The organism is Algoriphagus sediminis (assembly GCF_030403435.1).
Lineage (GTDB): Bacteria > Bacteroidota > Bacteroidia > Cytophagales > Cyclobacteriaceae > Algoriphagus > Algoriphagus sediminis.
Map to the genome: position 1 here is coordinate 398,351 of NZ_JAUEPH010000001.1, position 26,158 is coordinate 424,508.

Below are 26,158 nucleotides of genomic sequence, written 5' to 3' on the forward strand. Positions count from 1 at the left end.
CTATGATATTAGATCGGTCGAAAGCACCGAAATTCCAGGTTCCCCATGACTTTGATCTCGGAAAACCTGTCGTTTATGAGCTTTCCAATGGTGCCAAAGTTTACTTTTTCCAAACACCGGGAATAGATGCCGTCAAACTTGAAACAGTAGGTATTTCTGGTCGTCGAGGATTGCCATTACAAGAGCAATTGGTTCCAAGGTTATGTCTGGATTCTCTTTTGGATGGTACCAAAACTTTCGACATTGACCAGATTTCTGAAAAGTTAGATTTTTATGCTACCGAGATCACCGCTATCTCTTCTTTCACGCACGAAGGACTTAGATTACTCAGTACCAGAAAGCAGTTTTGGAGTATTCTTCCTCTGTACTTGACACTTTTTGAAGAAGCCACTTTCCCGCAGAAATATTTCGATAATCGCAAAAAGCAAAAGGCACTAGCTATTAAAATAGAACTGGAAAAAACTTCAAGCCGTGCCAATACTAGATTCAGGGAAGCTCTATTCGGAGCAAATGATCCTTTTGGATACGAGAACAAGGCTGAAAATGTAGAGTCCATCAACGTGGAAAAGTTAAAGGATTACTATGAGACAAAGCTTTGGACTGATATAGAAATATTTCTTGCAGGAAATTTCTCTGAAGCTGAAATCGAAAAACTTTTTACACTTCTTGGAAAAATTCCAAATAGAGAAAAAAAGAGTGAAGAGCCCTTGACTCAAAAAGTCCATCCTTATTTCCTAGATCAGGTAAATGAAAATGCGGTTCAGGTAAGCTTGAGAATGGGTGCGCCATCCATCCCGATGAAACATCCTGATTATCTTGCATTGAGCGTATTCAATACCTTTTTGGGAGGATATTTTGGGTCGCGGTTGATTAAAAATATCAGGGAGGATAAAGGTCATACTTATGGCATTTATTCCAGCCTTCAAGTGATCGGTAACTTGGATTATGTTCTCATAGGAGCTGAAATCCAAAAAGGGTTCAAAGAGGAAGTGATAAAGGAAATAGAAGCGGAAATCCTGAAACTCTGTGAAATACCTATTCCCGAAGAGGAACTGAACAGTGTGAGAAACTATTCTATCGGAAAAATGCTCTCCCAGTTTAGCAATTCATTTGATCTCTTGGATCGTTTTAAAATTGTTCATAGGCAAGGATTAGGTATGAACTTTTATGAAATGAAACTTCACTATCTGAAAAATTTCGAAGCTGATGAAATTCTAAGAATTGGTAAAAAGTACTTTTCGGAAAAAATGCCGATACGAATTACAATAGGTTAACCTTTCACCTTCTGGTAAAGCCAGGAAAGATCCCATTTCTTTTTGTACCAGAATTTATAAAGAGAATACTTCAACCCGGAAAGCCCTATTTCTTCACCTATTCTAATCAGTCCATCGGCCGGCTCAAAATTAGCACTCCAAAGGGCATGTTTCAATTCATGAAGAATTCTTATTCCCAAGGCTTCATTTTCGGACTCATGAGTATTCATCTCTTTGATTTTCTCACAAACTTCTACCGTGCTTGGCAGCATAATAGATTGATACCTTTTGTATTGGCCTGTAGATAGAGATTTTGGGTGCTTTCTTTTCAGTACCCCTAAGTGGTTAGAAAAAGCAATAGGATATTTCCTAGCGAGTCGTAATTGGATATCGAAATCCTCATAGCTAAGATTTCCGTCATAACCACCTTCTTGCTTTAGAATTTTGGTCTGAAAAACTATGGTCGGAGAACAGATAAAATTTTTCTTTATCAAAGTGACATAGATGTCTCCCAGTTCCTCCATGTCCTCCACCAAATCACCACTTGCATTCCTTTTATAAAAAGTAGAAACCTCGCCCGATTCATCCAGTATATAAGCATCTGAAAAAACGAAAGCAGCAAAATTCACTCTCTTTAGCCTTTTTATAGACTGTGACAAGTGTTCTGGATAGAGAACATCATCACCTGATAAATCTACCACATATGGGCTTTCTACCTTAGCAAGGGCTGCATTGAAAACTTGACAATACGGTTGCTCAGTTTCGTTTGAAATTACCTGAACAGATAAAGATCCAGCCCTTTTTTCCACCCAATTTTGGATTTTTTCCAAAGTGCCGTCCTCACTACCATTATCGATTACGATTAATTCTTTGCTATAGTGATCCTGTAAGCGAACGCTTTCTAGCGTTTCTTCAATATACTCCGCATGATTATATGCGATGCATATGACAGTTACACGATCCGAAATCCTCATTATAAAATATCCTTGCTCCAGGTCACCTTGTTGTACTGATCATTTGAAAATCTCGATTTAAAAAAAATCAATTTATGATTAGCCGAGGTCACCCTGTCTGAAGAACCCAAATCTATGAAATTAACCTTTAATTCAGCAGCAAGCTTAAAAAGTTGAGTAACCAGAATATCTCCACCATGCTTAATTTTAGCGTCAGGATCAATCGCCGACTTATAATAATAAATAGAATCCTCTGTAAGCTTTACGGCGAGGGCAGAGCCTACAAGCCGTTCTTGCTGATAAAGGGAAATTTCAAAATACCAGTCCGGAAAAAGTGAAACCTGCTGGATCACCTGGGTTTGGTCAAGGTTCTCATCGTATCCTCTCGACTTGTTCCAAACCGCGATTTTATTCAGAAAATCAAAATTATTTATTGAGCTGGAATTTACTTTTAAACCCTGGTTTTTAGCCTTTTTTAGAATTTTCGGAGCCTTTTCTTTCAGCCATCCCTTGATTTTTTTCTTTCCCACGAAGAACTGATGGTTAAGGATCCTATCGACCTTGAATCCTTTTTTATGCAAAAGATATCCTATTAAATCTGCATGAGGCTCATAGGGCTTAGGAGCTTGAATGATTTCTAAGTTTTTCACCCCTTTATGTTGAAGGTTTTCAATTACCCTCTCCAAAAACCTATCTAAAAGCTCTGAACTAATCTCCTCCAGTAAAATCACACCGCCAAATGGAGAGTGAGGTAAAGAAATTGCCCGATTTTCGGAATCAATATCAACACTCAGAAGAACTTTACAATTATCTTTTTTGATCCATTCAAAACACAAAAAGTTCTCATCCCCTTCAGAAATAAAGTCCTCAAACAAATATTTCCGTTTCGGATGAGACTCGTGAGACTTTTTCAATTGATAACCTTGAGCACTCATCTTCCCATGGCTAAAAACTCCTCAAAATCACGTATATAATCACCATCTTCAAATGGCTCATTACACATTCCTAGCAAGACTGCTCCACTTTCAAATTTGGTTTGAATCCAATATTTAGGAGGTAGGTAAAAACCCTCATAAGGGTTTTCTAAAGTGAAAGCTTTTGTATTTCCCGCAGTGTCGGTAATCTTAAGAGAAATCTTTCCTTTGATAGCTACAATAACCTGACCTTCCGATCGGTGAGCATGATTTCCCCTGGTTTCATCCTCATCCACGTCATACACCCAAAAGCAGCGTTGAATTCCTTCCGGGAAAATTTCATTTTTCTGCCAAAAACTCAACTTTCCCGTTGGATCCCCTTTGATCCCAAAATCAAAAACGAAGGGAATCTGAGCTTGAAATTGAGCGAGTTGTTCTTGAGATAGCATCAATCTAAAATTAAGACAATTGATGCTACTTTAAAGTTAGCGAAAGGTTATTTTTCGGTTTCATTTTACCAAAGGCAAAAAACAATGAACTCGGAAGACCTCCCCTCCGAATCCGATAGTTTTCTCACCCTGAGCAAAAGTAGCTCTGGTCTTTACAAGGATCGAAATAGCAAGTTTTATTTTCATGCTTTCCCGGTTCGAGATGAGGATGAAGTAAAAGAAAAATTAATTGAGCTGAAGAAGGAGTTTTATGATGCAGGCCATCATTGCTACGCTTTTATGCTAGGAAAGGATCAAGAACTATTTAGAGCCAATGACGACGGTGAACCACATAATTCTGCCGGAATTCCGATACTGGGCCAGATAAAATCAGCCAATCTCACAAATGTTCTTATTGTGGTAGTGCGTTATTTTGGTGGGACAAAGCTAGGGGTTAGTGGCTTGATTCAAGCCTACAAAACCTCAGCTCAAATGGCAATTGAGGCAAATGAGATTGTCGAAGAGTTTTTAATGGGGAGTGTGACCCTGCAATTCCCCTACCCCGCCATGAATGAAATCATGAAGCTTGTAAAATCCCTAGATCTGGAAATCACAAATCAGGAGATGCACCTGAATTGTCGAATGACTATAGAAATGAAAGCAAGCCTTGAGAAGGAAGTGCTTGAAAGACTTAACTTAATAAGAGAAGTTGAGATTATTAAGAGTTAAGAAGGTCATCCAGGTAGCCCTGACTTTTCAACTTTTCGTAGACTTCCAAACAGGCCCAGGCATCTGTAGCCGCATATCTAAGCTGTTTTTCCGTTAATTCTTCCGCCTCCCAGTTTGAAACTTGCTCTGACTTAGAAATACGGATCCCTAGTACCATTGCGGAAAGATTTCTTACACCTACATTATGAAACCCCACTTTTTTTAATTCATCATTCAAGTCAAAAAAAGACTCTGGATAAAACCCATTCGTGATTCTTTTTAGCGCAATTAAATCATCGTGAACTGCAGCACCGACTTTAATGATTCTCTCCTTCTCTAAAACGTTCCGGATTTTTATGGGAAAGCCAATATGATTCAATCTGAATAGAAAGGCTTGCTCAGAGGTAGAAATCTGAAGTAAAGAAACCTCATTCCGTTGTCCTTTTTTAAAGGTAGGTTTTGTTTCTGTGTCAAAACCAAGAATACTCTGAGTATTTAAAAACTCAGCGATATCATCTATTTCCTCCTCATTATCAATTAAAAATATCTCCCCCTCGAACTGTCCAAGAGGCAACTCATTTACCTCTTCTTTTGAAATTCTCATTGGTATCATACCACTTTCACTTTCTCTTCATCATACATTCTGATTCCTAACTTCAAATATCCAAAAAGGATAGTCATAAAAGGACTAATAATATTAAAAAAGCAATAGGGGGCATAGGTTAAGGTAGCCACTCCCAATACTGAGGCCTGGGTGGCTCCACAGGTATTCCATGGCACCAAAACCGAGGTAACGGTGGCGGAGTCCTCCAAAGTTCTACTTAGATTTTCAGGCTTCAAACCACGCTTTTTGTAAACATTGGCGTACATCCGACCAGGAACCAAGATGGCCAGATATTGGTCCGAAGTGGTTACATTAAAGAATAAGCAGGTAGCAGCTGTCGAAGCTATCAAGGATCCCACACTATGAACTTTTCGTATCACTGCTTCGGCCAAAACCCTTAGCATCCCAGTTACCTCCATAATTCCTCCAAAAGCCATGGCACACACAATCAACCAAATGGTGTTTAACATACCTGACATACCTCCAGTCACTAATAATTCATTTACCACAGCATTTTCTGTAACTATGGCAATCTCTCCATAAAGAGCCATCATAATCGCCTTGAATGATTGGTAAGCGAATGAACCATCTTCATTTGCAATAATCCTGATTACATCAGGTTGAAAGATTAAAGCAAAGACGCCACCTAGAATAGCACCGGCAAATAAGGCTGGAATGGCGGGCACTTTCTTAATAATCATGCCCAACACTGCCACAGGAACTAAGAATAACCAACCTGAAATATTGAATTTACCCAGAATGGCTTCCGAAATAACTGAGACATCATTTAAACCTCCTTCAGGCGTATAATTCACGCCAATAATGGCGAAAATTATTAAAGTAATGGTGATTGAAGGTATAGTGGTCCTAGCCATATACTTAATATGGGTGAAAAGATCAGTTCCAGCCATGGCCGGAGCTAAATTGGTCGTATCTGAAAGAGGAGACATTTTATCCCCAAAATAGGCTCCGGAAATAATGGCTCCAGCAATAATGCCTTCCTCAAAACCCAAAGCTCTACCAATCCCCAATAGGGCTACTCCGACTGTGGCCACAGTGGTCCAACTACTACCTGTTGCAAGTGAAACAACCGCACTTACAAAGCAGGCAGCGATCAAGAAAATCGTTGGATTTAATACCTTCAGTCCATAATAAATCATAGCCGGTACTACCCCACTCAGCAACCAGGTGCCAGCAAGTGCTCCGATCAGAAAGAGAATCAGTATGCTGGACATTGCGGAGCTGATGCTTTTGACTATCCCCTCTCTAAGCGTCAACCAATTATACTTCAATTTAAAAATAGCAACTCCTGCAGCCACTGCAGCGGACAAAATCAGCACGATTTGATTGGAACCAGAAAGACCATCAGTTCCAAAAACCTGGATATTTATGATGAGAAGAACGATCAGAAAAGTAAGGGGAATAAGCGCGTCAATTACTTTTGGGGTTTTCGTCATTCCTTCCATCTAGCAGTTTTTGTGAATTAAAACATTGAATCTAAGTAAAAAAAATCATATTACATTTTGGACAGTAATTCCGACATTTCCTTCCCCACTTGCCATCCTATTGCCACCCCCATTCCCCCAAGTCTTACTGCTACTGCTGCTCTGTTACTTATGGGTTTAATGATTGGTTTTTTGGTTTGACCAAAACCCATGATCCCGGTCCATTCCATGTCCCATTCTACCAGTTTTCCAGGTAGTAGCCTTTGTTCTGTCAAAGATTTAAGGTGATTCCTAATCCTGTCATTCGCTAAAAACTCTTCTGTTTCTTCCTCTTCAAAGGCAATATTTCGCCCGCCCCCAATCAAAAATCTGTCATCAATTTTCCGAAAATAAACATATCCCTTATCCACATGAAATGAGCCCTCCCATGGAATGACTCCTTGCATCGGTTTAGATAAAAGGATTAATCCTCTACCTGGCTTAACTCCCAAGGATGTTACAAGGCTTTCAGCAAATGCATTTGTACATACTGCTATATTATGTCCTTCGAAGGAAAGTTGCCTGCCCATAGGGTCCTTTGCATGAGCCTTTCCCTTTTTGGCATTGATATTTGAAACATTTATTCCTGTAAGAATTCTTACTCCTTCCTGGTTCGCTTTATTCCATAGATTGAGCATGTACTTACCTGGATCCAATTCACCCTCAAATTTATTCTTCACAATGGCCTTTGTTTCAGCGGAGAAACCAAAGCTTTCAGGCTTGGGCTCCAGGGAAAAAACTTCGCTCCCAAAATATGGATATAACATTTGATTGATCTTTGGTATGGAGTCCAGAGCTTTTATGTTTCCTTCATCTAATAGCTCAAATCCACCCGTGCCCAGATAATCCAGATTCACATCACCGAACTCCGAACGGATACTTTTCAAGCCCATGTAGCGTCTTTCTACCAAGGCAAGCACTTCCTCTTCCTTCATATGGTCCAAATCATCCAAAATTTCAGTGAGACTACCGAAGCAGGCAAAACCAGCATTTCTAGTGCTGGCTCCCGTAGGAAACGCACCTCTTTCCAAAACCAATACTTCTCTCTGAGGGTAAATTCGCTTATAATGTATGGCAGTGGACAAGCCTACAAAACCAGCTCCAACGACTACCAAATCCACTTTCAACAGATGTTTTTTCTCCCAATAACTTAACATGTGATTGAAGGTCAGAATTTTTGTCGAGATTTAATTAATTTGAATTTCAATTGAATTCTTAATCACCAAAGTTTTATGAGAAAAATAGATGAACTGCTAAATGAATATGGATTAAGCCATCAAAATTCAACCAATAAATTAATTCACTGGGTTTGTGTTCCAGCTATTTTTTTTAGCATAGTAGGTCTGGTATACAGTATTCCAGCAGGTCCTCTTCCTGATCTACTACCCTTTCTTGGAAGTTTTGCAAATTGGGCAACCATCGCATTGGTCTTAGTTCTGATTTATTATGTAAGCCTTTCGGCGCCCCTTGCCTTGGGAATGCTATTCTTTTCTGCACTCTGCCTGGCCGTGGCAAATTTTCTGGACTTAGCCTTTCCAGGAAAATTGTGGATGATAAGTATTGGGATTTTTGTAATCGCTTGGATATTTCAATTTTACGGCCATAAAATAGAAGGAAAAAAACCCTCCTTTCTGAAGGATGTACAATTCCTCATGATTGGTCCCGCATGGTTAATGCACTTCATTTATAAGAAAATTGGAATCGCCTATTGATTTTTACGCATTTCTCGACTGACTTCTTGGAGTCGCTCTAAGGCGGCTCTATTTTTTTGCGTTTTAATATTATCCAAAATGGATTTCTTCTCACGAGAAGTTAACCGCCAATTTAAAGAAGCTCTCTGCATGTTTTCTTGATTGGCTGTTAAGTCCTCACTTTGCAAAGCCTCTGGGTTGTACTCAAATTCTATTTTTTCGATTTCAAAAGGCATGCTTTCATTCATATAGTTATGCAAAACCTCATTTTGGATAGTCTGTATGTTATCCCAATTCGAATAAATATTCCTTAATGGAGTGAAAAGTTTTTGAGCAATCTTAGGAGGAAGGGTCTCCGGAATTTCCATAGACTTCTCTGAGTCACGAATAGTGATCAAAACCACTCCTGAGGTATTTTCATTTATCCATTCCTGAAAAACATAAATGAATCTAAGCGCATCCTGTATCCCAAAATTATCCGATAAGCCTGTATCCATAGTTTCCATAATAGGTTCAGAGGGAAGCTGTACATTTGGAGTTATAAAGGGAAAAGTAGCAGACATCCTTAAAGCAGTAAGAAATCGCAAATCTTCTGGGTCGTGTTCAGCAAAGAACCTCATGAAATCTACGCTCTGAAGCTTTTCATTTTCTCCTGTAAGCCCCATCAATGAAGTTCCGAGAAAGCTCATAGAATGCGGGGAAATCACAAGTTTTCTTCCATCATTAGTAATCAAAGTGGAAACTGGCATTAATGGGATTACACCTCTGAATTCTAAATCAGTATAGCTGGAAATTGGCTTATCCAGAACCATTTGGGTGTTTTCATTAAACTGCCGCTCAAATGCAAAGCCTCTATCCTTGAGATATCGCCGACCATTGTATTCGAAATATTGGTTTCTAATAATTAGATCATTTACCAGAAGGGTGAAAATGATTGGGTTAAGGTTATCAGTAGATAGTTGATCTAAATAAAGACTAGAATCTGGTCTATAAGTCGGGTCAGAAAGAGAACGCAAATATATTTCCCGAAAAAGAGCTTCGCCCAGAACGCCCCCCGAAGCCCCAGTCATGAGTTCGATGTTTTTGATTAAAGATCCATCATCAATCCTATAGATGTGCTGCAGGACATTCAGCGTCCAAAGTGCTGATCTTTGTCCCCCACCACTAGCGGCGACTATAAACATTTTTGGAGAAATGCTATCATTAAACTGCCCCCTCCAATTATCAAGGATTTTTATAAAATTTGATTTGTCCTTTTCCAGAGTATCTGGATGAACCAATTTTCTTAGACGGTTTAGGGTATACTCTGCAGGCTCTCTTTGATAATCCAACCCGTAAGCTTCATGTGGCCGATTAAGGAAATCATAATTTGAAAAGTAATTTAGCACCAAAGCAAAACCAATAATTGCAATGTTAGTCCAAGAACGGAACCAAAAGCTCACAGCTCCAAAAGCCATCATAAGGATCGAAAAAAGGATCAAAACGCTTAAGGCAGCCGGTAATTGAAAAACTGGAACTTCTTTAAAGAAACCTAAGACCAAAACCAACCCAATGAGGAAAACCTGAATAAAGAAAAGATTGAGGTGATTTTGATTGAAAACTTTCAGGAGTTTTGCCGCCTCGAACCTTGAAATATCTCCTCTAACTGGTTTAAGTTTTAAGCCAAAGGTAAGATAGGTTTCTACTATCTGGTTTTCTTTACGCATTTCTCGGTATTGAGTCAATGCGCGTGTTCTGGTGAGTTTCACCCTCCTTAGCCTTTTATCTACAGACCCTGAAAAAAGAACAAAGAATCCCTTATTTGTAAGGGCGAAGTACCCAAAAATAACTCCAATGGTTAAAACACTACCCAGTGAAAACGATAGAAAGTAATAGAGCATTTCCCAATCACTTTCCAATTCATTTCCCCTTTGAAAATTCAAAAAAGCTAGGATATAAGTCAGAAAAAAAACAAATGGGATGATGGAGTTATTGACACAAAAATGTAAAAATGGCCGATCTAGAATTGCCAAAAATGGAAATCTGCGACCATCCAAAATATAGGTGGTCATATGGAAAGCCATGGTCAAAATAGCCGCTCCGATCCCCATAAGAAAAAAACTCAGCCAGGAAACCTGATGAAGATATTCAGGATCTAAAAAGAGGTAAGGAATCCCAAGAGTAACTCCAACCTTTTGGAAAATCACCCCAAATAATATTCCCCACACCAAAACCAGGGTCAGGTTCTTTTGAAGGTGAAGCATGAACAGCTGGATGGGAAAGCTCTTCCAGATTTTATGCAGCATGAGCTAATCTTTGGACATAAATTAATCAAAAAAATTGAACTCAACCGATCCAGAACATTGCTTTAAAATTTCATTTTAATCTGGTTTGAGCTTCAACCAATATCGGTTACCTTCACATCCTAAAATTTAGAATATGAGAACTTGGTTTTTGTGTAAAGTAAAATATGCCAAAGAGAATGAGGAAGGGCTATTGAAGAATATTTCAGAGCAATTTTTATTAGATGCAGTATCATTTACCGAGGCAGAAGCAGTGATTTTTGATCGTTTGGGATCCCAAATCCGAGGTGATTTTCAGGTAACCAGCCTTAGCAAAAGTAACATTGTGGATGTCTTCTTTTATGATGATGCAGATATCTGGTATAAATGTAAAGTTTCTTATCTGGTCACTGATGCAGACACAGGAAAAGAAAAAAAAGTAAACCAATTTATGCTGATCGCCGCTCATGACGTGAAATCTGCGTACGACAGAATTCAAGAGAGTTTGAGTAGCATGCTGGTAAGTTTTAGGATACCCGATGTGGTAGAAAGCCCAATCGTGGATGTTTTCCCTTATGAGAAAACAGAAGATGAACCCAAACTCCCAGAAGGAAATTTCAAACCCATCTCCGAAATTGAAGAATAATAAAAAAGCCGCTTAATAGCGGCTTTTTTTATTTACTCCTCTTCTACAGGTTCTACTGATGCAATTTCATACATATTCTTTCCATCGACCTGTACCGGAAGATAATAGGTGTCGCCTATTTTAACGTAGGTTTCATCACCAACTTTTACTTCCTCTCCTCCATCTGGCAATACATCTACTACCGCTCCTGCTGGTGGAGGCACCACTGTATATCCTCCATCTGTCTTTTCATAATATGTATTTCCATAATAATAATTATTCACCGTAGGACTTACCTCTACCTCTCTTGAATCATTCGGGATCACCTTGACAGTGGCACCTTGAGGAGCCTCTACTACTACATAGCCATCCCCATCCTCAATATAAAATACTCCTTCATCATAGTGATAGTCCTGATTATTCACCGAAACAATGATGGCAGTCGTGGCCAAAGCAGCTACGAAAAATCCCCATGGATGCCACACAGGCCCCCAATAAAATGGGGTATATGGATGATAATAGTAAGGTCTGAAGCAAGAAAACCCGAAACCTCCATAGTAGTAGGGTGGTCGAGGATAAGGCCTATATGGTGGGCGGTACGATCTGTTGTAGCTATTCCTGACATTGATATTTACATCTCGACTGTTGTCAATATTGATGTTTCGATTTCCCGAATTGATATTTCGGTCACCGGTATTGATATTTCTATCACCGGTGTTTACTCTGCGGTCTCCCGCACTGGTACCCCTATCTCTAGATTGATTATCCTTTACTGAACCCACTCTGCTATTGGTCCCCTGTTTATTTGTAACTCGACTTGAACCACCATTCACTGTGGGTCTTGAGCTGGAGTTTTTAGGTCTCGGCGAAGATGTACTTGGTCGAGTTGTAGGTCTTGATGTCGGTTTTGATGTCGGCCTGGTGCTTGGACGTGCTCTCGAAGTGGTTGGTCTCGAGGTTGCGGGTCTGACACTCCCTCTACCTCCACCTCTCATCCTCTGTGCTTCAGCATAGTCTGAAACAAAAAATAGGGCTACAATGGCTAAGGCGAGAAAATATGGCTTGGAATTCTTCATGATTTTGACTCTAATTTAGTTTTTTGTAATCCAAGTTATCTGCTTGGAAGCAGGAGGTGGTTCAAATTCAAAAATACCGTCTGGATACTCATGGTTTATTTCCCAGTTTGCAAAATCTATTTCAAATTGAGGAAAATCACTTCGATCTAAATAGGTCAATACAATTTTCTTCGGAACCATATAAATTTCATCTGAGATCCAAAACTGCACCGAAATTAGATCATTCCTCGCGAGAATATGGAAGGTCCTCTTATCATCCAAGGTCACAACTCCCAAAAATTGGATGTGGTCCATATTTTCCGCCAAGTCCTGTGTGAAATTCGGGTAAAAAATATCCCCAGCGGTAAATTCGATACCATAATCAGTATAGAGCCAATCTAAGGTTTCAACCAGATTATCCGGTGCATCTGCAACAGCATATCGGTTCGTGGAAAGTGAATAATAGGTTACCTTTTCTCCATTGTATTTGTAAATCTCTTCCTTTTTCTCTCCGCTGATTCGAGAAACGAATTTGTTGGGACCTTTAATTTTGATTTCATTTCTAATGAATTCCTTTACTAAAATTTCATTTGAAAAGGCTATATCTCTAGAGGTATATGACTCAAATCCAACTGAGCTCATGCTCCCAAAAATCTGACTCATATTATCCAAAATGGTGAGAGCTGTAGTGTCGATTTGAACATCTTGAGCCTTAAGGGCGAAAGAATAAAACACAAGAGCTAGCCCTAGGCTAAGTTTCTTAAGCATATGGAAAAATTTATAGTTTGTATAAAAATATCTAATTCAAATTATATTTTCCTGATTTCTTCAGTTTATTGAATCAGGTTGGTGTTGAATTATGAATTCAATCAAAACATTCAATTCAATATTTGCTCTTTCGCAGGCATCTGCAATATCCTCACGACTGACTTGTGCAGCAAAGCTCTTATCCTTCAAACGTTTTCTAACTCCTTTAATTTCCATCCCTTCATAAGCCGTAGGGCGCATAAGAGAATATGCATGAATTAAGCCGCTTAGCTCATCAAACGCATAAAGCATTTTATCCATTTCCGTTTCAGGTTGGACGCCAAAATACTTAGGACCATGTGAAGCAATGGCATGAATTATTTCCGAATCAATCTCTCTATTTTCTAATTCCTCTATGATGACTTTACAGTGTTGGTCGGGATACTTTTCCCAATCTGCATCATGTAACAAACCCGCTAGGTACCAACGATGCTGATCCTCTTCGCTGTATCCCTTCGTCCTAGCCCATGCCTTCATCAATAAGCCTACTTGCTTCATATGAAGGATGAGTTTATCATTTTTTACCCATTCCCTTAACAGATTCAATGCCTCCTCCTGACTGATTACATTGCCAAGGTTTTTAGAGTTTCCAAAAGTACTTCTACCAAGGTGTAGATTCATTTCAAATATATTTTTATGTATTTTAAATTTTATTTTTTGTTTTTCATATCTTTGAAGCTTGTTTTAGCACCTCATGAAGAACCTAGAGGCCCTTAAAAATATTAGCCACATTGCGATTAATTCTGAATACTTTCTTCAGGCTGCAATAAATGAAAATGGAGAAATCATTGCTTCAGATTCTGGACTAGGACCTGTACCTACCTTATTCGATAGCAAGGAAAAACCACTCTCTTTTTCAGACTGTTTTCTTTCTTCAGATTGGTCAAAATATGAAAATCAAAGACTAAATGCTTGGAAAAAGTCTCAACAGTCCTTTGTTATTGAATTAAATAAAATAGTCTACCCGGATGAAAGTATCATAAAAACTAAATGGGAGTTTTTTTTCCTCACAGTAAATTCCGGAACATGTCTAGGAATCGGTCACCCAATATCAATCGCTGCACCTTATGATATGGGTTTAGAAGAGTTTTTTGAGAGGTCCGACGAGGATAGCAACTCAGTGCTAAGCAGCGTACTTGAGAATCGACTACTCGGATTCTGGGAGTTCGACTACACTAAAAGCATTAATTCAATGAGCCAGGGCTTAGCACAAATGCTTGGTTACAATTTGGATGAGCTTAGAAATGCCAAAATTACATGGGCCAAACATATCTCCTCCGAAGACATGTCAAAATTGATGCAGAGCCTTTCTACTCATTTCAAAACTACAGGTACCACTCCCTTCAAAGAAGAATTCAAGATCAACAGCAAAAATAATCAGGTCCGTTGGGTCTATTGTTTTGGAAAGACCAATGAATGGAACTCAGAGGGTCATCCCATCAAACTTCAAGGCTGTATGCTAGATATTACTGAAAGAAAAAAACAGGAACTCTGGATGCAGGAGCACAAGCATTTTTTGAAGAGGCTGGTATTTGAGCAATCACATTCAATCCGATCAAAAGTGGCAAATATTTCAGGCCTGCTGGAAATCGCAGAGCTTGAAGACGATGTAAATGAATGCAAAAGACTACTCAGCTTAATAAAGGAAGAAACCCGACTACTGGATTCCACCCTGAAAAAAAGTATTCGTCAAAGTGTGGAAAAAAATAAATCCTTAAAAAATCAGGGCCTTGGATCTGATTTGATTTAGAGTTTTCTCATTTTCCATCTGGCTTTCAAGTAGCCCCAAACTATGCTGGGGCTCATCCCTTTTTTCCCCGTGAAGCCTCCAGCATATCCCACATTTCCTGAGGAATCTTATCCAGATTGTTAAACTCTCCTGCCCCCATTAGCCATTCTCCACCATCTATCGTAACAACTTCCCCATTCACATAGGCCGAAAAATCAGATACAAGGTACGCGGCTAGGTTTGCCAATTCCTGATGCTCACCTACCCTTCCAACAGGTACTTTTTTTGCCGGATCGAACTTCTTTACCAGATCTCCGGGTAATAGTCGACTCCATGCACCCTCTGTTGGAAATGGTCCCGGGGCTATCGCATTACTTCTGATCCCATACTTCGCCCATTCTACTGCCAAAGACCGGGTCATTGCGAGGACACCAGCTTTGGCGGCAGCCGAAGGAACCACATATCCAGAACCCGTCCAGGCATAAGTAGTAACAATATTTAAAAACACACCAGGTGTCTTCTCCTCAATCCAATGCTTTCCTGCTGTAAGAGTGACTTGGGAGGTACCTTTTAGCACAATATCCAGAACGGTATTAAAGGCATTTGTCGATAGCCTCTCTGTCGGACTTATGAAATTTCCTGCTGCATTATTCAGGACCACATGAATCCTTCCCAATTCATCATTAGCATCTTTCCACATTTGCTCAACCTGCTCAGCATCCCTGACATCACAGGCCAAGGGAATTACTTTTCCCCCATTAGCGGCCATCATTTCTTCAGCAGTCTTTCGCAATACGTCCAGTTTTCTAGAGGTAATAACTAAAACTGCCCCAAGCTTTAAAAAATATTCACCCATAGATCGGCCCAAACCTGTTCCACCTCCGGTGATCAAAATATTCTTTCCAGACAAGGAGCCCTCCTTTAGCATTCCTTCAGTATGATTCATAATTTTTTTATTTATTACTCTCGAAGTTATGAATTCGGCTTAGTAATTGAGCACTCAGATTCAAAAATTCTAATACCATTGCGAAGTCACAATTCATTTTTTTTTCTCCTCATATGTATTGTCTTATTCGGTATCCTTTCTGGATGTGCAGAAGATGAGGACCGCAATTTAAGGACGGACCTACCAACTGAAGCAAACCAGATTTTCCTGATCTCCAGACTCCAATATGAACACCTTTTTACAGCGCTGACCCCTTATCAGCAGTTTTTGAACCCTGAAGGCCTAGTGCTGCCAGGTTGCCCAGATGTGAAGGTAGAAGAAGATTTAAAAAGAATAACACTGACTTACAGAGAAGTAGAAGGCTGTGAAAATTCCGATAGAAGGACGGGGGTAATTATCTTGGATTTGGCACTACAGAATTCAAGTGTTCCTCGGTGGTTCATGGAGTTTAAAGATTACACATTTGAAGGAGACACTATTCAGGGTATTAAAACCTTCGGACAAATAGGCCCAGGAGAAGTCATTGAAACCTTTGAGATGCTCAGAATTATAGCAGAAAACCAAAGTAGTTTCGTTTTAAATGGAGCACTTACTCACTCCTACAATTCCTTTAACCTTGAAACGGATCTAATTTCCTCAATTGGGGAAATAAATGGAAAAAACCCTGTAGGACGGCAGATCACTTCCAGAAACTCCCAGCCCCTAATTTCTGCAAAATCATGCTTTTTGGCTGAAGACAACCTGCCTGTGTCTGGAGAAGAACTCTGGGAGATACAGAGGGGCAACTCAAATTCTGTCCTTCATACCTTGAAATACGAGACTTCAGGAATTTGCGAAACCACGGCAAAAATGGTATTACCAGACGGAAGAAATCTTATTTTGAATCCATAAAAAAAGAGAGCTTGAAGCTCCCTTTTAAAATTATCCTAAATACAAACTTTAGTATCTGTAATACTCTGGCTTATAAGGCCCTTCTACTTTAACACCAATGTATTCAGCTTGCTCCTCACTAAGTGAGTCTAGCTCTACTCCAAGCTTGGCTAGATGAAGAGCAGCTACCTTTTCATCAAGGTGCTTTGGAAGGACATAAACTCCAGGCTTATAATTTTCATGGTTTTCCCAAAGCTCTAGCTGCGCCAAAGTCTGATTTGTGAAGGAATTAGACATCACAAAGGATGGGTGCCCGGTAGCACAACCCAAATTAACCAATCTTCCCTCAGCCAAGACAACGATCTGCTTACCATCAAGGTCATAAAGATCAACCTGAGGCTTGATCACATTCTTGGTATGACCATATTTTTTATTTAACCAAGCCATATCAATTTCATTATCGAAGTGTCCGATATTACAAACTATGGCTTTGTCCTTCATGGACATGAAGTGACTTTCTGCAATTATATCCTTGTTACCGGTAGCCGTTACGATAATATCAGCTTCCTTCACGGCATCGGTCATCTTTTTCACTGCAAAACCATCCATGGCAGCCTGAAGGGCACAGATTGGATCTATTTCAGCTACTATCACTCTTGCTCCAGCACCTCTAAGAGAAGCAGCAGAGCCTTTTCCAACATCCCCATAACCAGCTACAACGGCTACTTTTCCGGCCATCATAACATCCGTAGCCCTTCTGATAGCGTCTACAAGAGATTCTTTACATCCGTACTTGTTGTCAAACTTTGACTTGGTCACGGAATCATTCACGTTAATGGCTGGCATAGGAAGGGTTCCCTTTTTCATTCGCTCATATAATCTATGAACCCCAGTAGTGGTTTCCTCAGAAAGACCTCTAATTCCAGATACCAATTCTGGATAATGATCAAGAACCATATTTGTCAGATCGCCTCCATCGTCAAGAATCATGTTTAACGGCTCTCGCTCTTCCCCAAAGAATATGGTTTGCTCAATACACCAATCAAACTCTTCCTCGGTCATACCCTTCCATGCATAAACAGGAATACCCGCAGCAGCAATAGCGGCAGCCGCATGATCTTGTGTGGAAAAAATATTGCAAGAGGACCAGGTAACCTCAGCACCCAAAGCCTTCAACGTCTCAATTAAAACTGCAGTTTGGATGGTCATATGAAGACATCCTGCTATTCTAGCACCCTTTAGGGGTTGAGAAGGACCGAATTCCTCTCTCAAGGACATTAATCCCGGCATTTCCGCTTCCGCAAGTAAAATTTCTTTTCGACCCCATTCAGCAAGTGAAATATCCTTTACCTTATAAGGTATGTATTTGGCAGATGTAGTTTCTGACATATCTAATTGTGGTTATTTAATTTTTCAAAAATTCAACTGCAAATTTATCTCTTAATTCCCGGAAGTGAAAATTTGCATTACAATAGAAAACGTAACTCCTTAAGATCGAAGAGAGTTTCCTCTCCCCCCTTTAATCTTACCTTAAGTTTTCCATCTAAGTGCACCCCTGTGATCATTCCGTCAAAAACACGCCCTTCCCTTTCGAAATTCTTCCATTCTTGATACCCGTAAAGGTGATTCAGGTAATTGGTTAAAATTTTTTCCTTTCCTGACTTTTTGAGGCTTATGTACCCCTGCTCAATCTGGGTTACAATTAGTTTAAACAGTTCCTCCAAATCGAAGTGAAAACCAGTACAGGCTTTGATAGAAGTGGCGGTGTCTGGCAAATCTTCCATTTGATTTACATTAACTCCTATCCCGACTACTGCATAATCCCAACCTTCATTTGTTACCACATTTTCAATCAGAATTCCACAAAGCTTTCCTACTCCAGTGACCAAAAGGTCATTAGGCCATTTTACCTTTAGATCGGGTAAATATTCTCCTAAAGTTTCTCTTATTGAATTTGACACCATCATGTTTAAAAAAAATTGCTCGGATATGTCTAGAAATTTTGGTCGCAGGATTAATGAAAAGGTAAGGTTTTCATTCTTTCTGGAATACCAGGCGTTTCCTCTCTGACCTTTTCCTTTGGTCTGATGAGCAGTGATCACAATAGAACCTTCATGAGCCTGACGATTCTTGACTAGTTCTAGCGCCTTGTCATTCGTAGAGTGACACTCTGGCAGAAAATGAATATCTTTTCCTAAGAAAATCGTGTTGGCAAGGATTTTATACATCATATTTGTGTCTCTTGGAATAGAAGTAAATCCAAGCCAAATTTAAACTAATCTGATGACAGCAGATGAGCTGAGCAAGGTTATCATCAAAGGTATGGAGGAAAAAAAAGCCTCAGACATAGTGATGATGGACCTTAGAAAAGTAAATAATTCCATTACGGATATCATGATTATCGCCTCAGGAAACTCTGATAAGCAAATAGAAGCTATATCAGATTCAATCGAAGAGGAAGTCAAAAAAGCGGGAGAATCCGGTCCTTGGCGAATGGAAGGAAAAAACAACAATCAATGGATTATCATGGATTACGTCAATGTGGTAGCACATATTTTCGTAAAAGATAAAAGAGAGTTTTATGGTTTAGAAGATTTATGGGGTGATGCCAAAATCACCCAAATCAATTAAAGTGCAAACTTTAGACCTCCTAAACCGTTTTAGCATAAGTTTATAGGAAGCAGAATCGACAAAATGAGCGACAAGAATAAAAACAAAAAGTTCGTACCTAAAGCACCTCAACAAAAGCCAAACTTCCAGATTTGGTTGATCGTGGCAGCAGTTGTGGTTTTACTCGGTCTTACTTGGATTCAACAAAGAAATTCAACGATCGATATCACTAAGAATCGTTTTGAACAGATGTACAAGGCTGAAGATATAGCCAATGTAACTCTGGTAAAAAATATGGATCGGGTGGATATCACTCTGAAACCCTCAGCTCTTGCTGAGACCAAATATAAAGAGGAATTAGAGGCGAATTCTGCCTTCTACGATCCGTCTGGCCCACATTACTCACTTCAAGTGGCTTCTACAGAAACCTTTGCTGCAGATTATAAGGCACTGGAAGAAACCCGTGACGAAAATAACAGGCTTGGTTATAAAGTAACCACAGAGGAAAACTGGACAAGCTATTTTGGAAGCTTTGGCTTTTTAATACTTCTGTTTGTTTTCTTCTGGTTTATGATGAGAAGAATGGCTGGCCCATCTGGTCCTGGCGGACAAATCTTTAATGTTGGGAAATCTAAAGCTCAACTATTCGATGCCGAAAACAAAGTCAAAATTACTTTTGACAATGTGGCAGGTCTCGATGAAGCAAAGGAGGAAGTTCAGGAAATTGTAGAATTCCTGAAGAATCCTGGAAAATTCACCAAACTAGGAGGTAAAATTCCTAAAGGAGCCTTGCTAGTAGGACCTCCGGGAACGGGTAAGACTCTTTTGGCAAAAGCCGTAGCTGGTGAAGCAGGAGTACCGTTCTTCACACTTTCGGGATCTGACTTCGTGGAGATGTTCGTAGGTGTCGGTGCAGCCAGGGTTCGTGACCTATTTAAGCAAGCAAAAGAAAAGGCTCCTTGTATCATCTTTATAGATGAGATTGACGCTATCGGTAGATCGAGAGGTAAAGGTCAAATGCCGGGCTCAAATGACGAGAGAGAAAATACTTTGAACTCGCTCCTAGTAGAAATGGATGGTTTCGGTACTGATACCGGAGTTATCGTCATCGCGGCTACAAACCGACCTGATGTTTTGGATAATGCACTCTTAAGACCAGGTCGATTTGATAGACAAATATCTATTGACAAGCCAGATATCGTTGGGAGAGAAGCCATCTTTAAGGTTCACTTGAAGCCAATCAAAAGCTCAGACGATGTGGATCCTAAAAAATTGGCAGCTCAAACTCCAGGGTTTGCAGGTGCCGAAATCGCCAACGTATGTAATGAAGCAGCATTGATAGCCGCAAGAAGAAATAAAAAAGCGGTGGATATGCAGGATTTCCAGGATGCGGTGGATCGTGTGATTGGAGGCCTGGAGAAGAAGAATAAGATCATTTCTCCCGAGGAGAAAAAAATTGTAGCATATCACGAGGCCGGCCACGCCGTAGCGGGGTGGTATCTTGAGCATGCGGATCCATTAGTTAAGGTGAGTATAGTTCCTAGAGGAGTTGCAGCTTTGGGCTACGCCCAATATCTACCTAAAGAGCAATTTCTGTATCAGACCGAGCAGCTTATGGATGAAATGTGCATGACTCTCGGTGGTAGAGCTGCAGAAGAAATCATCTTCGGAAAAATCTCGACCGGTGCACTTTCTGATCTTGAGAGGGTGACAAAAATGGCCTACAGCATCGTCTCGGTTTACGGGATGAATGATAAAATAGGAAATGTGTCATTCTATGATTCAAAGAATGATGGTTACAAAATGACCAAACCCTATTCGGATACCACTGCAGAGACGATCGATGAGGAGGTGAGAAAATTAATCCTTTCAGCTTATGAAAGAACAAAAGCCCTTCTCACAGAGAGAAAGAAAGAACTAGAAATTCTTGCAAAAGAACTTCTGGAAAAAGAGATCCTTTTCCAGTCTGATCTTGAAAGCCTGATCGGAAAGCGGCCTTTTGCCCGGGAAACAACCTACCAGGCTTTTACCAACAAGGTGGATAAGGAAGCTGATAAAAAAGAGGAACCGGCAGAGGTAAAAGACGAGGATAAAGATTCAAATGACTCGAGTTCCGAATCAGATAAAATAGAAGTTCCCGAAGCTAAAGCTTAAACCCCAAAAATTAAGAAGCCCCAATCACGGGGCTTTTTTTATGCGCTGAAAAGCTATCTTTGGGCATGCTTAAAGAATCTCTGGATTTCTCACTAGATGGCAAGAGTTTATATTTTGCTTCGGATTTTCACTTAGGGGCTCCGGATTTTACCACTTCCAAGGAACGAGAAAGGAAAATAATTCGATGGCTCGATAGTATATCGAATGATGCCAGAGCCATCTTTTTAGTCGGAGATATCTTTGACTTTTGGTTTGAATATGAGGAAGTGATCCCAAAAGGTTTTATTCCTTTTATTTCTAAGATATCCGAACTCCGAGACAAAAATATTCCTATCTATTTTTTCACTGGAAATCATGACCTCTGGATGAAATCCTATTTCACCGAAGAGCTTGGAATTCCTGTATTTCATAATCCTATTTTTGTGAAAGCAGACGGATTTACTATGATGGTTGGCCATGGCGATGGATTAGGCCCAGGTGATGAATCTTACAAGCTGCTAAAAAAGATATTTACCAATCCAGTCTCAAGGTGGCTATTCAAATGGTTTCATCCCGATTTAGGTATTAAGCTTGCGAAAGCCTGGTCCGGAAAAAGTAGAGTCTCCAATCTGGAAAAAAACGAAGGGGAATTTTTGGGAGAAAATGAGTGGCTTTGGCAGTACTGCCAAGAAGTAGAGAAGCAGAGTCACCATGATTTTTATATTTTTGGGCATAGGCACCTACCACTAGACTTGCCTGTTGGAGAATCTGCACGGTATTTTAATCTTGGAGAATGGGTGGGCCAAAATACTTTTCTTAAGATCAATGCACAAGGTGCAAGTCTCTCAGAATTCAAGGGATGAAAACTAGAGTTCTTTATTTAATCATTTTGCTTTTCAGCTATCGAATGGGACATGCACAGCAGGTACTCCCCGATCCGATCACTGAAATTCCTATTCCCTACGTGGATTTGATTTCATTTGACACCAGAGATCAATTATTTGCGTCAACCACTTCAGGAGACATTTATATGTTCGATTCAAAGGGAATCGAGGTAAACCTTTATTCTCCTGAAAGGCAGGGCCGGCTATCTCAGTTAGAAGCTTCATGGACTGCCAACATATTCTCCTTTTCAGCCGATTTGCAAGAATACAGACTGTTCGATCGATTCTTAAACCCACTTTCCGATAAAGGTTTTCTTCTGAATGATGTTTCTCTTGCCAAAGCAGCCACCTTAGGGAATAATAATATCCTTTGGGTTTGGGATGAGTCAGATATGAGTCTAAAGATTTTGGATTATCGCAGAAATCTTGTTTTACAAAACCAACCCCTCAATTTGATTCTGGATAATGCGGATGAGCTGCAAGTAGCCGAAATCCGTGAATTCAAGAATCGGCTTTTTATGAATATTCCAAAAGACGGAATTTACCTTTTCGATAATCAGGGAAACTTAATTCAAAAAATAAAGCTGAAAATCGACCAGAGACTTTGCCTTTATAAGGAATACTTGTTTTGGGTTCAGGAAGACGATTTAATGGTGTATTCTTTTTCTACCCAGGCAATATTCAAAATGGCAAAACTTCCAAACTCAAATATCAAATACTTGCAAATGAGTCAAAACCGATTGGCTTTGGTTGAAGAAGATAAAATTATATTGTACCCATTACCTTTCTGGATTGGGAATCTGAAATAAAAAAAGCGAACCCCTGGAGTTCGCTTTGCTAGAATATTTGAATAGTATTTTACTGGTTGATCTCAACTAGTTCAATTTCAAAAATCAAATCTTTACCTGCCAGTTGATGGTTAGCATCAAGAGTAATCTTTTTCTCATCAACATGAGTAACTGTCACAGGCATTGGTTGTCCATTTCCACCTTGTAAAGTCAGCTGAATACCCACTTCTGGTTTGATGTCTGCTGGAACTTGTTCGATGGGCACATCGATCATCATATCATCTCTTCTTTCCCCATAAGCTTCATTAGAAGGAATTGTCACAGTTTTCTTATCTCCGATATTCATTCCATGTACCGCAGCATCGAATCCTTTGATCATATTTCCGTCGCCGAGGGTAAATCCCAATGGGTTTCTCGATACGGAAGAGTCAAACACAGTTCCATCTTCTAGTTTGCCAGTGTAATGTACCTGAACGGCATCCCCTTTTTTAGCTTGCATCTTATATGTTCATTTTTTGTGAGGCACAAAAGTAGGAATTATTAGCGCAGGGAAAAAGTAAGCCTCCGTCTTCCTTAAAAAGTGTCCGTTCATATGATAATTATGTACGAAAATGTACACTAATTTTTATGAAAACCAGCGACTAGGGCTTAAATTACCATTGGCACTATTTTCCCACCTAGTAAAGAAAACAACAACCATGGAAAGTCAGAATTTAGGAAGAATACTCATAATTGATGATAACGAGGACCTGCTCTTTGCTGCTAAAATGCTACTTAAAAAGCATGCAAAGGAAGTTATGATTGAAAAGGATCCAAGACGAATCCCTTTCCTAGTAAATAATAATTCATATGACGTAATCTTATTGGATATGAATTTTCGGGAGGATACCACCTCCGGAAAGGAAGGCTTCCACTGGCTAAAAGAAATCAAGAAAATTGATCCAAGTGCAGTGGTTATTTTGATTACAGCATTTGGTGATGTTGAGATGGCTGTTCAGGCTCTTAAGGAAGGAGCTACGGATTTCATTCTGAAACCCTGGCAAAATGAAAAATTGATTGCCACGCTTTCATCTGCGGTGAGATTGAAAGAAAGCTACAAGGAAGTAGAAAAGCTGAATACTAAGCAGAAACAACTTCAATCTGACATGAAGAAGCCCTATTCCGAGATCATCGGACAAAGCGCTTCCATGAAAAATATCTTCTCCATTATTGACAAAGTAGCTCAAACGGATGCGAATATTCTGATTCTTGGTGAGAATGGTACTGGTAAGGAGCTCATAGCTCGAGCAATCCATGACCGATCGATGAGAAAGGATGAAATTTTCGTAGGTGTAGATATGGGTGCCATCACCGAAAGCCTCTTTGAAAGTGAGCTTTTTGGTCATAAAAGAGGATCCTTCACAGATGCCAAAGAAGACCGCGCTGGTCGATTTGAAGTGGCGGATAATGGAACCCTATTTTTGGATGAAATTGGGAACCTATCACTCCCCTTACAATCGAAACTTTTGACCGTACTTCAGAAAAGGGAAGTGACCAGAATAGGAACGAATAAGCCTATTTCCGTAGACATAAGATTGATTTGTGCAACAAATATGCACCTCCATGAGATGGTAATGGAGAACACTTTCCGACAGGACTTACTCTATCGGATCAACACAGTGGAGATTTTCCTTCCGCCATTAAGAGACAGAACGGATGATATTCCACTTTTAGCGAATCATTTTCTAAAGGTATATGCACAGAAGTACAGAAAAACCTTTGAAGGTTTTACCGAATCTGGAATGGAGCTACTTCAGCGATACCCTTGGCCTGGTAATATCAGAGAATTGCAGCATGCTATTGAGCGTGCCATTATCATGGCAGAAGGGGATAAACTAGACTCCAGAGACTTCTTCTTCCTATCTGCAAAACCCTCTTCTGAAAAAGCACCTACATCTACCACATTAAACCTAGATGATATGGAAAGGACCACTATTCAGAGAGCTATAGACAAAAATGGTGGTAATATCTCCAAGGCAGCAAAAGAGCTGGGACTGACTCGCGCTTCACTTTATAGAAGACTGGAAAAGTATGGACTATAAAGTAGGAATGCTCGGGAGGATTGCCCTGCTGGCAGCCTCTCTTTTTGGTCTGGCTTATACCATTTTTGATTCATGGGGAGGATTTATTATCTCCCTATTTATCGTCCTGGTTGTCATCCAGATAGTATTTCTCTTGCGCTATTCAGAAAGCTCTTTTAAAAAGGTTCGGGTCTTCCTTGATAACATTAAAGAGAACAAATACAGTCAGCTCTATCCAGTAAAATTTGACGGGTCTGAGACAGATGATTTACATATTGAGTTTAACGCCATTCTGGCAAAGCTAAAAGAGGACCAATCTGAGAAAGAAGCAAACTCACAATTTTTCAAGTCTGTTTTTAAGCATTTGAGCATCGGGCTCCTGACTTTTGGTGAAGACGGAGAGATTACCTTGATCAATACCGCAGCTAAAAGAATTCTAAATGTGAGTGAGCTGAAGAATATTTCTGATATGGCTTCCATCAATAAAGAGCTTAACCTCGCAATAGAGAATCTACGGACAGGAGGTAGTGAACTCGTAAAAATAGCCCATCCGGACGGCATCATGCAGCTCTCCGTGTATGTGATTGAACTGCTAATGCGAGGAGAAAAATTTAAGCTGGTTTCACTCCAAAACATTCAGTCAGAACTTGAGGAAAAAGAAATGGAAGCCTGGCAAAATCTTGTGAAAATTTTGACCCATGAAATCATGAATTCTATCACTCCTATTTCTTCTCTGGCCGGAACCATCAGGGATGATATGGAATCAAAACTGGAGCAGGTGGAAGATGTGACCCAATCCGATATGGAAGATTATCTGATGGGAATTAATACGATTGAAAAGCGATCAGAGGGCTTAACGAATTTCGTCGCTGACTTTAGAAGTCTCGCTCATATCCCTGCTCCAAAATTCACGAGTATCTCCATTTCAAAGCTTTTCGATCAATTGCAAGTTTTGCTCCAGCATCAGCTCGAACAGAAGGGCATCAAATTATCCAAGGAGTTAAATCCATCCGAGCTCATTCTTTTTGGCGATCAAACACAGATTGAGCAAGTATTGATTAATTTGACTCAAAATGCCATCCAGGCAGTTGAAGATTCCGAGACAAGAAAAATCTGTTTGTCAGCATTCATTGATGAAGCAGGAAAAATTATCATAGAAGTGAGAGATAGTGGAAAGGGAATTGATCAGGAAGCTCTGAGCAAGATTTTCATTCCATTTTTTACTACCAAGAAAAAAGGTTCCGGAATTGGGCTCAGTTTATCTAAGCAAATCATGCGACGGCATAAGGGAAATATTCAGGTGAAAAGTGCTCCAGGAGAAGGGACTACTTTCAAGTTGATTTTTAATGGATAGT

The 26,158-nt window shown here is 39.8% G+C and carries 26 protein-coding genes; 12 read left to right on the forward strand and 14 right to left on the reverse strand.

The features are described from left to right. Window positions 1-2: 2 nt before the first annotated feature. Window positions 3-1,274 carry a M16 family metallopeptidase gene (locus QVH07_RS01755; protein WP_289998406.1) on the forward strand — a complete coding sequence of 424 codons (1,272 nt, stop codon included), beginning with the start codon at window positions 3-5 and terminating at the stop codon, window positions 1,272-1,274. Here the strand turns inward: QVH07_RS01755 and QVH07_RS01760 are convergent. From QVH07_RS01760 to QVH07_RS01770, 3 genes are read right to left on the reverse strand one after another with little or no spacing between them, the layout of a single operon-like run. After that, window positions 1,271-2,227, reverse strand: a complete 957-nt coding sequence (locus QVH07_RS01760; RefSeq protein WP_289998407.1) for a glycosyltransferase family 2 protein — start codon at window positions 2,225-2,227, stop codon at window positions 1,271-1,273. The two genes, QVH07_RS01755 and QVH07_RS01760, sit on opposite strands and share 4 nt — an antisense overlap. After that, a complete protein-coding gene (locus tag QVH07_RS01765; protein WP_289998408.1) occupies window positions 2,227-3,141 on the reverse strand; it encodes a GNAT family protein in 915 nt (304 codons plus the stop codon). Before QVH07_RS01765 ends, QVH07_RS01760 begins: the two co-directional genes overlap by 1 nt. Continuing rightward, entirely contained in the window at window positions 3,138-3,569 is a 432-nt protein-coding gene (locus QVH07_RS01770; RefSeq protein ID WP_289998409.1) for a sugar 3,4-ketoisomerase, read from the reverse strand. The genes QVH07_RS01765 and QVH07_RS01770 overlap by 4 nt, the downstream gene beginning before the upstream one ends. 84 nt (window positions 3,570-3,653) lie before the next feature. On the opposite strand from QVH07_RS01770, the gene QVH07_RS01775 reads away from it, so the two are divergent. Then, window positions 3,654-4,277: an IMPACT family protein gene (locus QVH07_RS01775; RefSeq protein WP_289998410.1), complete on the forward strand. Its 624-nt coding sequence runs from the start codon at window positions 3,654-3,656 to the stop codon at window positions 4,275-4,277. On the opposite strand, the gene QVH07_RS01780 is transcribed toward QVH07_RS01775, so the two are convergent. The 3 genes from QVH07_RS01780 to QVH07_RS01790 are packed head-to-tail and all read right to left on the reverse strand — an operon-like array spanning window position 4,267 to window position 7,501. Further along, window positions 4,267-4,869, reverse strand: coding sequence for a 3'-5' exonuclease (locus tag QVH07_RS01780; RefSeq protein ID WP_289998411.1), 603 nt, complete (start codon window positions 4,867-4,869; stop codon window positions 4,267-4,269). The two genes, QVH07_RS01775 and QVH07_RS01780, sit on opposite strands and share 11 nt — an antisense overlap. Next, on the reverse strand, window positions 4,866-6,326 hold the full coding sequence (gene nhaC, locus QVH07_RS01785; RefSeq protein WP_289998412.1) for a Na+/H+ antiporter NhaC: 1,461 nt from the start codon (window positions 6,324-6,326) through the stop codon (window positions 4,866-4,868). Before nhaC ends, QVH07_RS01780 begins: the two co-directional genes overlap by 4 nt. Before the next feature lie 50 nt (window positions 6,327-6,376). Next, window positions 6,377-7,501 (reverse strand): NAD(P)/FAD-dependent oxidoreductase, encoded by a 1,125-nt coding sequence (locus QVH07_RS01790; RefSeq protein ID WP_289998413.1) that lies wholly within the window; start codon window positions 7,499-7,501, stop codon window positions 6,377-6,379. A 75-nt stretch (window positions 7,502-7,576) separates the two neighbouring features. Here QVH07_RS01790 and QVH07_RS01795 point away from each other — a divergent pair, with 75 nt between their 5' ends. Continuing rightward, window positions 7,577-8,056, forward strand: coding sequence for an Mpo1 family 2-hydroxy fatty acid dioxygenase (locus tag QVH07_RS01795; protein ID WP_289998414.1), 480 nt, complete (start codon window positions 7,577-7,579; stop codon window positions 8,054-8,056). Here QVH07_RS01795 and QVH07_RS01800 read toward each other — a convergent pair. Next, window positions 8,050-10,320 carry a patatin-like phospholipase family protein gene (locus QVH07_RS01800; RefSeq protein WP_289998415.1) on the reverse strand — a complete coding sequence of 757 codons (2,271 nt, stop codon included), beginning with the start codon at window positions 10,318-10,320 and terminating at the stop codon, window positions 8,050-8,052. The two genes, QVH07_RS01795 and QVH07_RS01800, sit on opposite strands and share 7 nt — an antisense overlap. A 133-nt stretch (window positions 10,321-10,453) precedes the next feature. Here QVH07_RS01800 and QVH07_RS01805 point away from each other — a divergent pair, with 133 nt between their 5' ends. Continuing rightward, window positions 10,454-10,942: a DUF4494 domain-containing protein gene (locus QVH07_RS01805; RefSeq protein WP_289998416.1), complete on the forward strand. Its 489-nt coding sequence runs from the start codon at window positions 10,454-10,456 to the stop codon at window positions 10,940-10,942. Between the two features lie 32 nt (window positions 10,943-10,974). Here QVH07_RS01805 and QVH07_RS01810 read toward each other — a convergent pair whose 3' ends face one another. The 3 genes from QVH07_RS01810 to QVH07_RS01820 are packed head-to-tail and all read right to left on the reverse strand — an operon-like array spanning window position 10,975 to window position 13,404. Further along, window positions 10,975-11,997: a DUF6515 family protein gene (locus QVH07_RS01810; RefSeq protein ID WP_289998417.1), complete on the reverse strand. Its 1,023-nt coding sequence runs from the start codon at window positions 11,995-11,997 to the stop codon at window positions 10,975-10,977. A 15-nt stretch (window positions 11,998-12,012) separates the two neighbouring features. After that, complete coding sequence (locus QVH07_RS01815) at window positions 12,013-12,744, reverse strand: DUF2092 domain-containing protein (RefSeq protein ID WP_289998418.1); 732 nt, start codon at window positions 12,742-12,744, stop codon at window positions 12,013-12,015. Between the two features lie 60 nt (window positions 12,745-12,804). Further along, window positions 12,805-13,404: an HD domain-containing protein gene (locus tag QVH07_RS01820; protein WP_289998419.1), complete on the reverse strand. Its 600-nt coding sequence runs from the start codon at window positions 13,402-13,404 to the stop codon at window positions 12,805-12,807. A 73-nt stretch (window positions 13,405-13,477) separates the two neighbouring features. Between QVH07_RS01820 and QVH07_RS01825 the strand changes: the two genes are divergently transcribed. After that, a complete protein-coding gene (locus tag QVH07_RS01825; RefSeq protein ID WP_289998420.1) occupies window positions 13,478-14,533 on the forward strand; it encodes a PAS domain-containing sensor histidine kinase in 1,056 nt (351 codons plus the stop codon). 52 nt (window positions 14,534-14,585) lie between these two features. On the opposite strand, the gene QVH07_RS01830 is transcribed toward QVH07_RS01825, so the two are convergent. Next, a complete protein-coding gene (locus tag QVH07_RS01830) occupies window positions 14,586-15,458 on the reverse strand; it encodes an SDR family oxidoreductase (protein WP_289998421.1) in 873 nt (290 codons plus the stop codon). A gap of 78 nt (window positions 15,459-15,536) precedes the next feature. Between QVH07_RS01830 and QVH07_RS01835 the strand changes: the two genes are divergently transcribed. Then, window positions 15,537-16,349 (forward strand): hypothetical protein, encoded by an 813-nt coding sequence (locus QVH07_RS01835; protein ID WP_289998422.1) that lies wholly within the window; start codon window positions 15,537-15,539, stop codon window positions 16,347-16,349. A 48-nt stretch (window positions 16,350-16,397) separates the two neighbouring features. On the opposite strand, the gene ahcY is transcribed toward QVH07_RS01835, so the two are convergent. Together ahcY and QVH07_RS01845 are read right to left on the reverse strand one after the other, a co-directional pair. Next, window positions 16,398-17,717 (reverse strand): adenosylhomocysteinase, encoded by a 1,320-nt coding sequence (ahcY, locus tag QVH07_RS01840; protein ID WP_289998423.1) that lies wholly within the window; start codon window positions 17,715-17,717, stop codon window positions 16,398-16,400. Window positions 17,718-17,794: 77 nt separating this feature from the next. Then, window positions 17,795-18,559: a biotin--[acetyl-CoA-carboxylase] ligase gene (locus QVH07_RS01845; RefSeq protein ID WP_289998424.1), complete on the reverse strand. Its 765-nt coding sequence runs from the start codon at window positions 18,557-18,559 to the stop codon at window positions 17,795-17,797. Window positions 18,560-18,611: 52 nt separating this feature from the next. On the opposite strand from QVH07_RS01845, the gene rsfS reads away from it, so the two are divergent. The 4 genes from rsfS to QVH07_RS01865 all read left to right on the forward strand — a co-directional run bounded on the left by rsfS (window position 18,612) and on the right by QVH07_RS01865 (window position 22,764). Further along, window positions 18,612-18,959: a ribosome silencing factor gene (gene rsfS, locus QVH07_RS01850; RefSeq protein ID WP_289998425.1), complete on the forward strand. Its 348-nt coding sequence runs from the start codon at window positions 18,612-18,614 to the stop codon at window positions 18,957-18,959. A 63-nt stretch (window positions 18,960-19,022) separates the two neighbouring features. Then, on the forward strand, window positions 19,023-21,092 hold the full coding sequence (ftsH, locus tag QVH07_RS01855) for an ATP-dependent zinc metalloprotease FtsH (protein WP_289998426.1): 2,070 nt from the start codon (window positions 19,023-19,025) through the stop codon (window positions 21,090-21,092). 65 nt (window positions 21,093-21,157) lie between these two features. Further along, complete coding sequence (locus QVH07_RS01860; RefSeq protein WP_289998427.1) at window positions 21,158-21,934, forward strand: UDP-2,3-diacylglucosamine diphosphatase; 777 nt, start codon at window positions 21,158-21,160, stop codon at window positions 21,932-21,934. Continuing rightward, the gene (locus QVH07_RS01865; protein WP_289998428.1) at window positions 21,931-22,764 is read left to right on the forward strand and encodes a hypothetical protein; all 834 of its coding nucleotides are present in this window, start codon (window positions 21,931-21,933) and stop codon (window positions 22,762-22,764) included. The genes QVH07_RS01860 and QVH07_RS01865 overlap by 4 nt, the downstream gene beginning before the upstream one ends. 49 nt (window positions 22,765-22,813) lie before the next feature. On the opposite strand, the gene QVH07_RS01870 is transcribed toward QVH07_RS01865, so the two are convergent. Then, complete coding sequence (locus QVH07_RS01870; RefSeq protein WP_289998429.1) at window positions 22,814-23,242, reverse strand: FKBP-type peptidyl-prolyl cis-trans isomerase; 429 nt, start codon at window positions 23,240-23,242, stop codon at window positions 22,814-22,816. A 199-nt stretch (window positions 23,243-23,441) separates the two neighbouring features. On the opposite strand from QVH07_RS01870, the gene QVH07_RS01875 reads away from it, so the two are divergent. Together QVH07_RS01875 and QVH07_RS01880 are read left to right on the forward strand one after the other, a co-directional pair. Beyond that, entirely contained in the window at window positions 23,442-24,824 is a 1,383-nt protein-coding gene (locus QVH07_RS01875; RefSeq protein ID WP_289998430.1) for a sigma-54-dependent transcriptional regulator, read from the forward strand. Then, on the forward strand, window positions 24,814-26,157 hold the full coding sequence (locus QVH07_RS01880) for a sensor histidine kinase (protein WP_289998431.1): 1,344 nt from the start codon (window positions 24,814-24,816) through the stop codon (window positions 26,155-26,157). Before QVH07_RS01875 ends, QVH07_RS01880 begins: the two co-directional genes overlap by 11 nt. Window position 26,158: the final 1 nt, after the last annotated feature.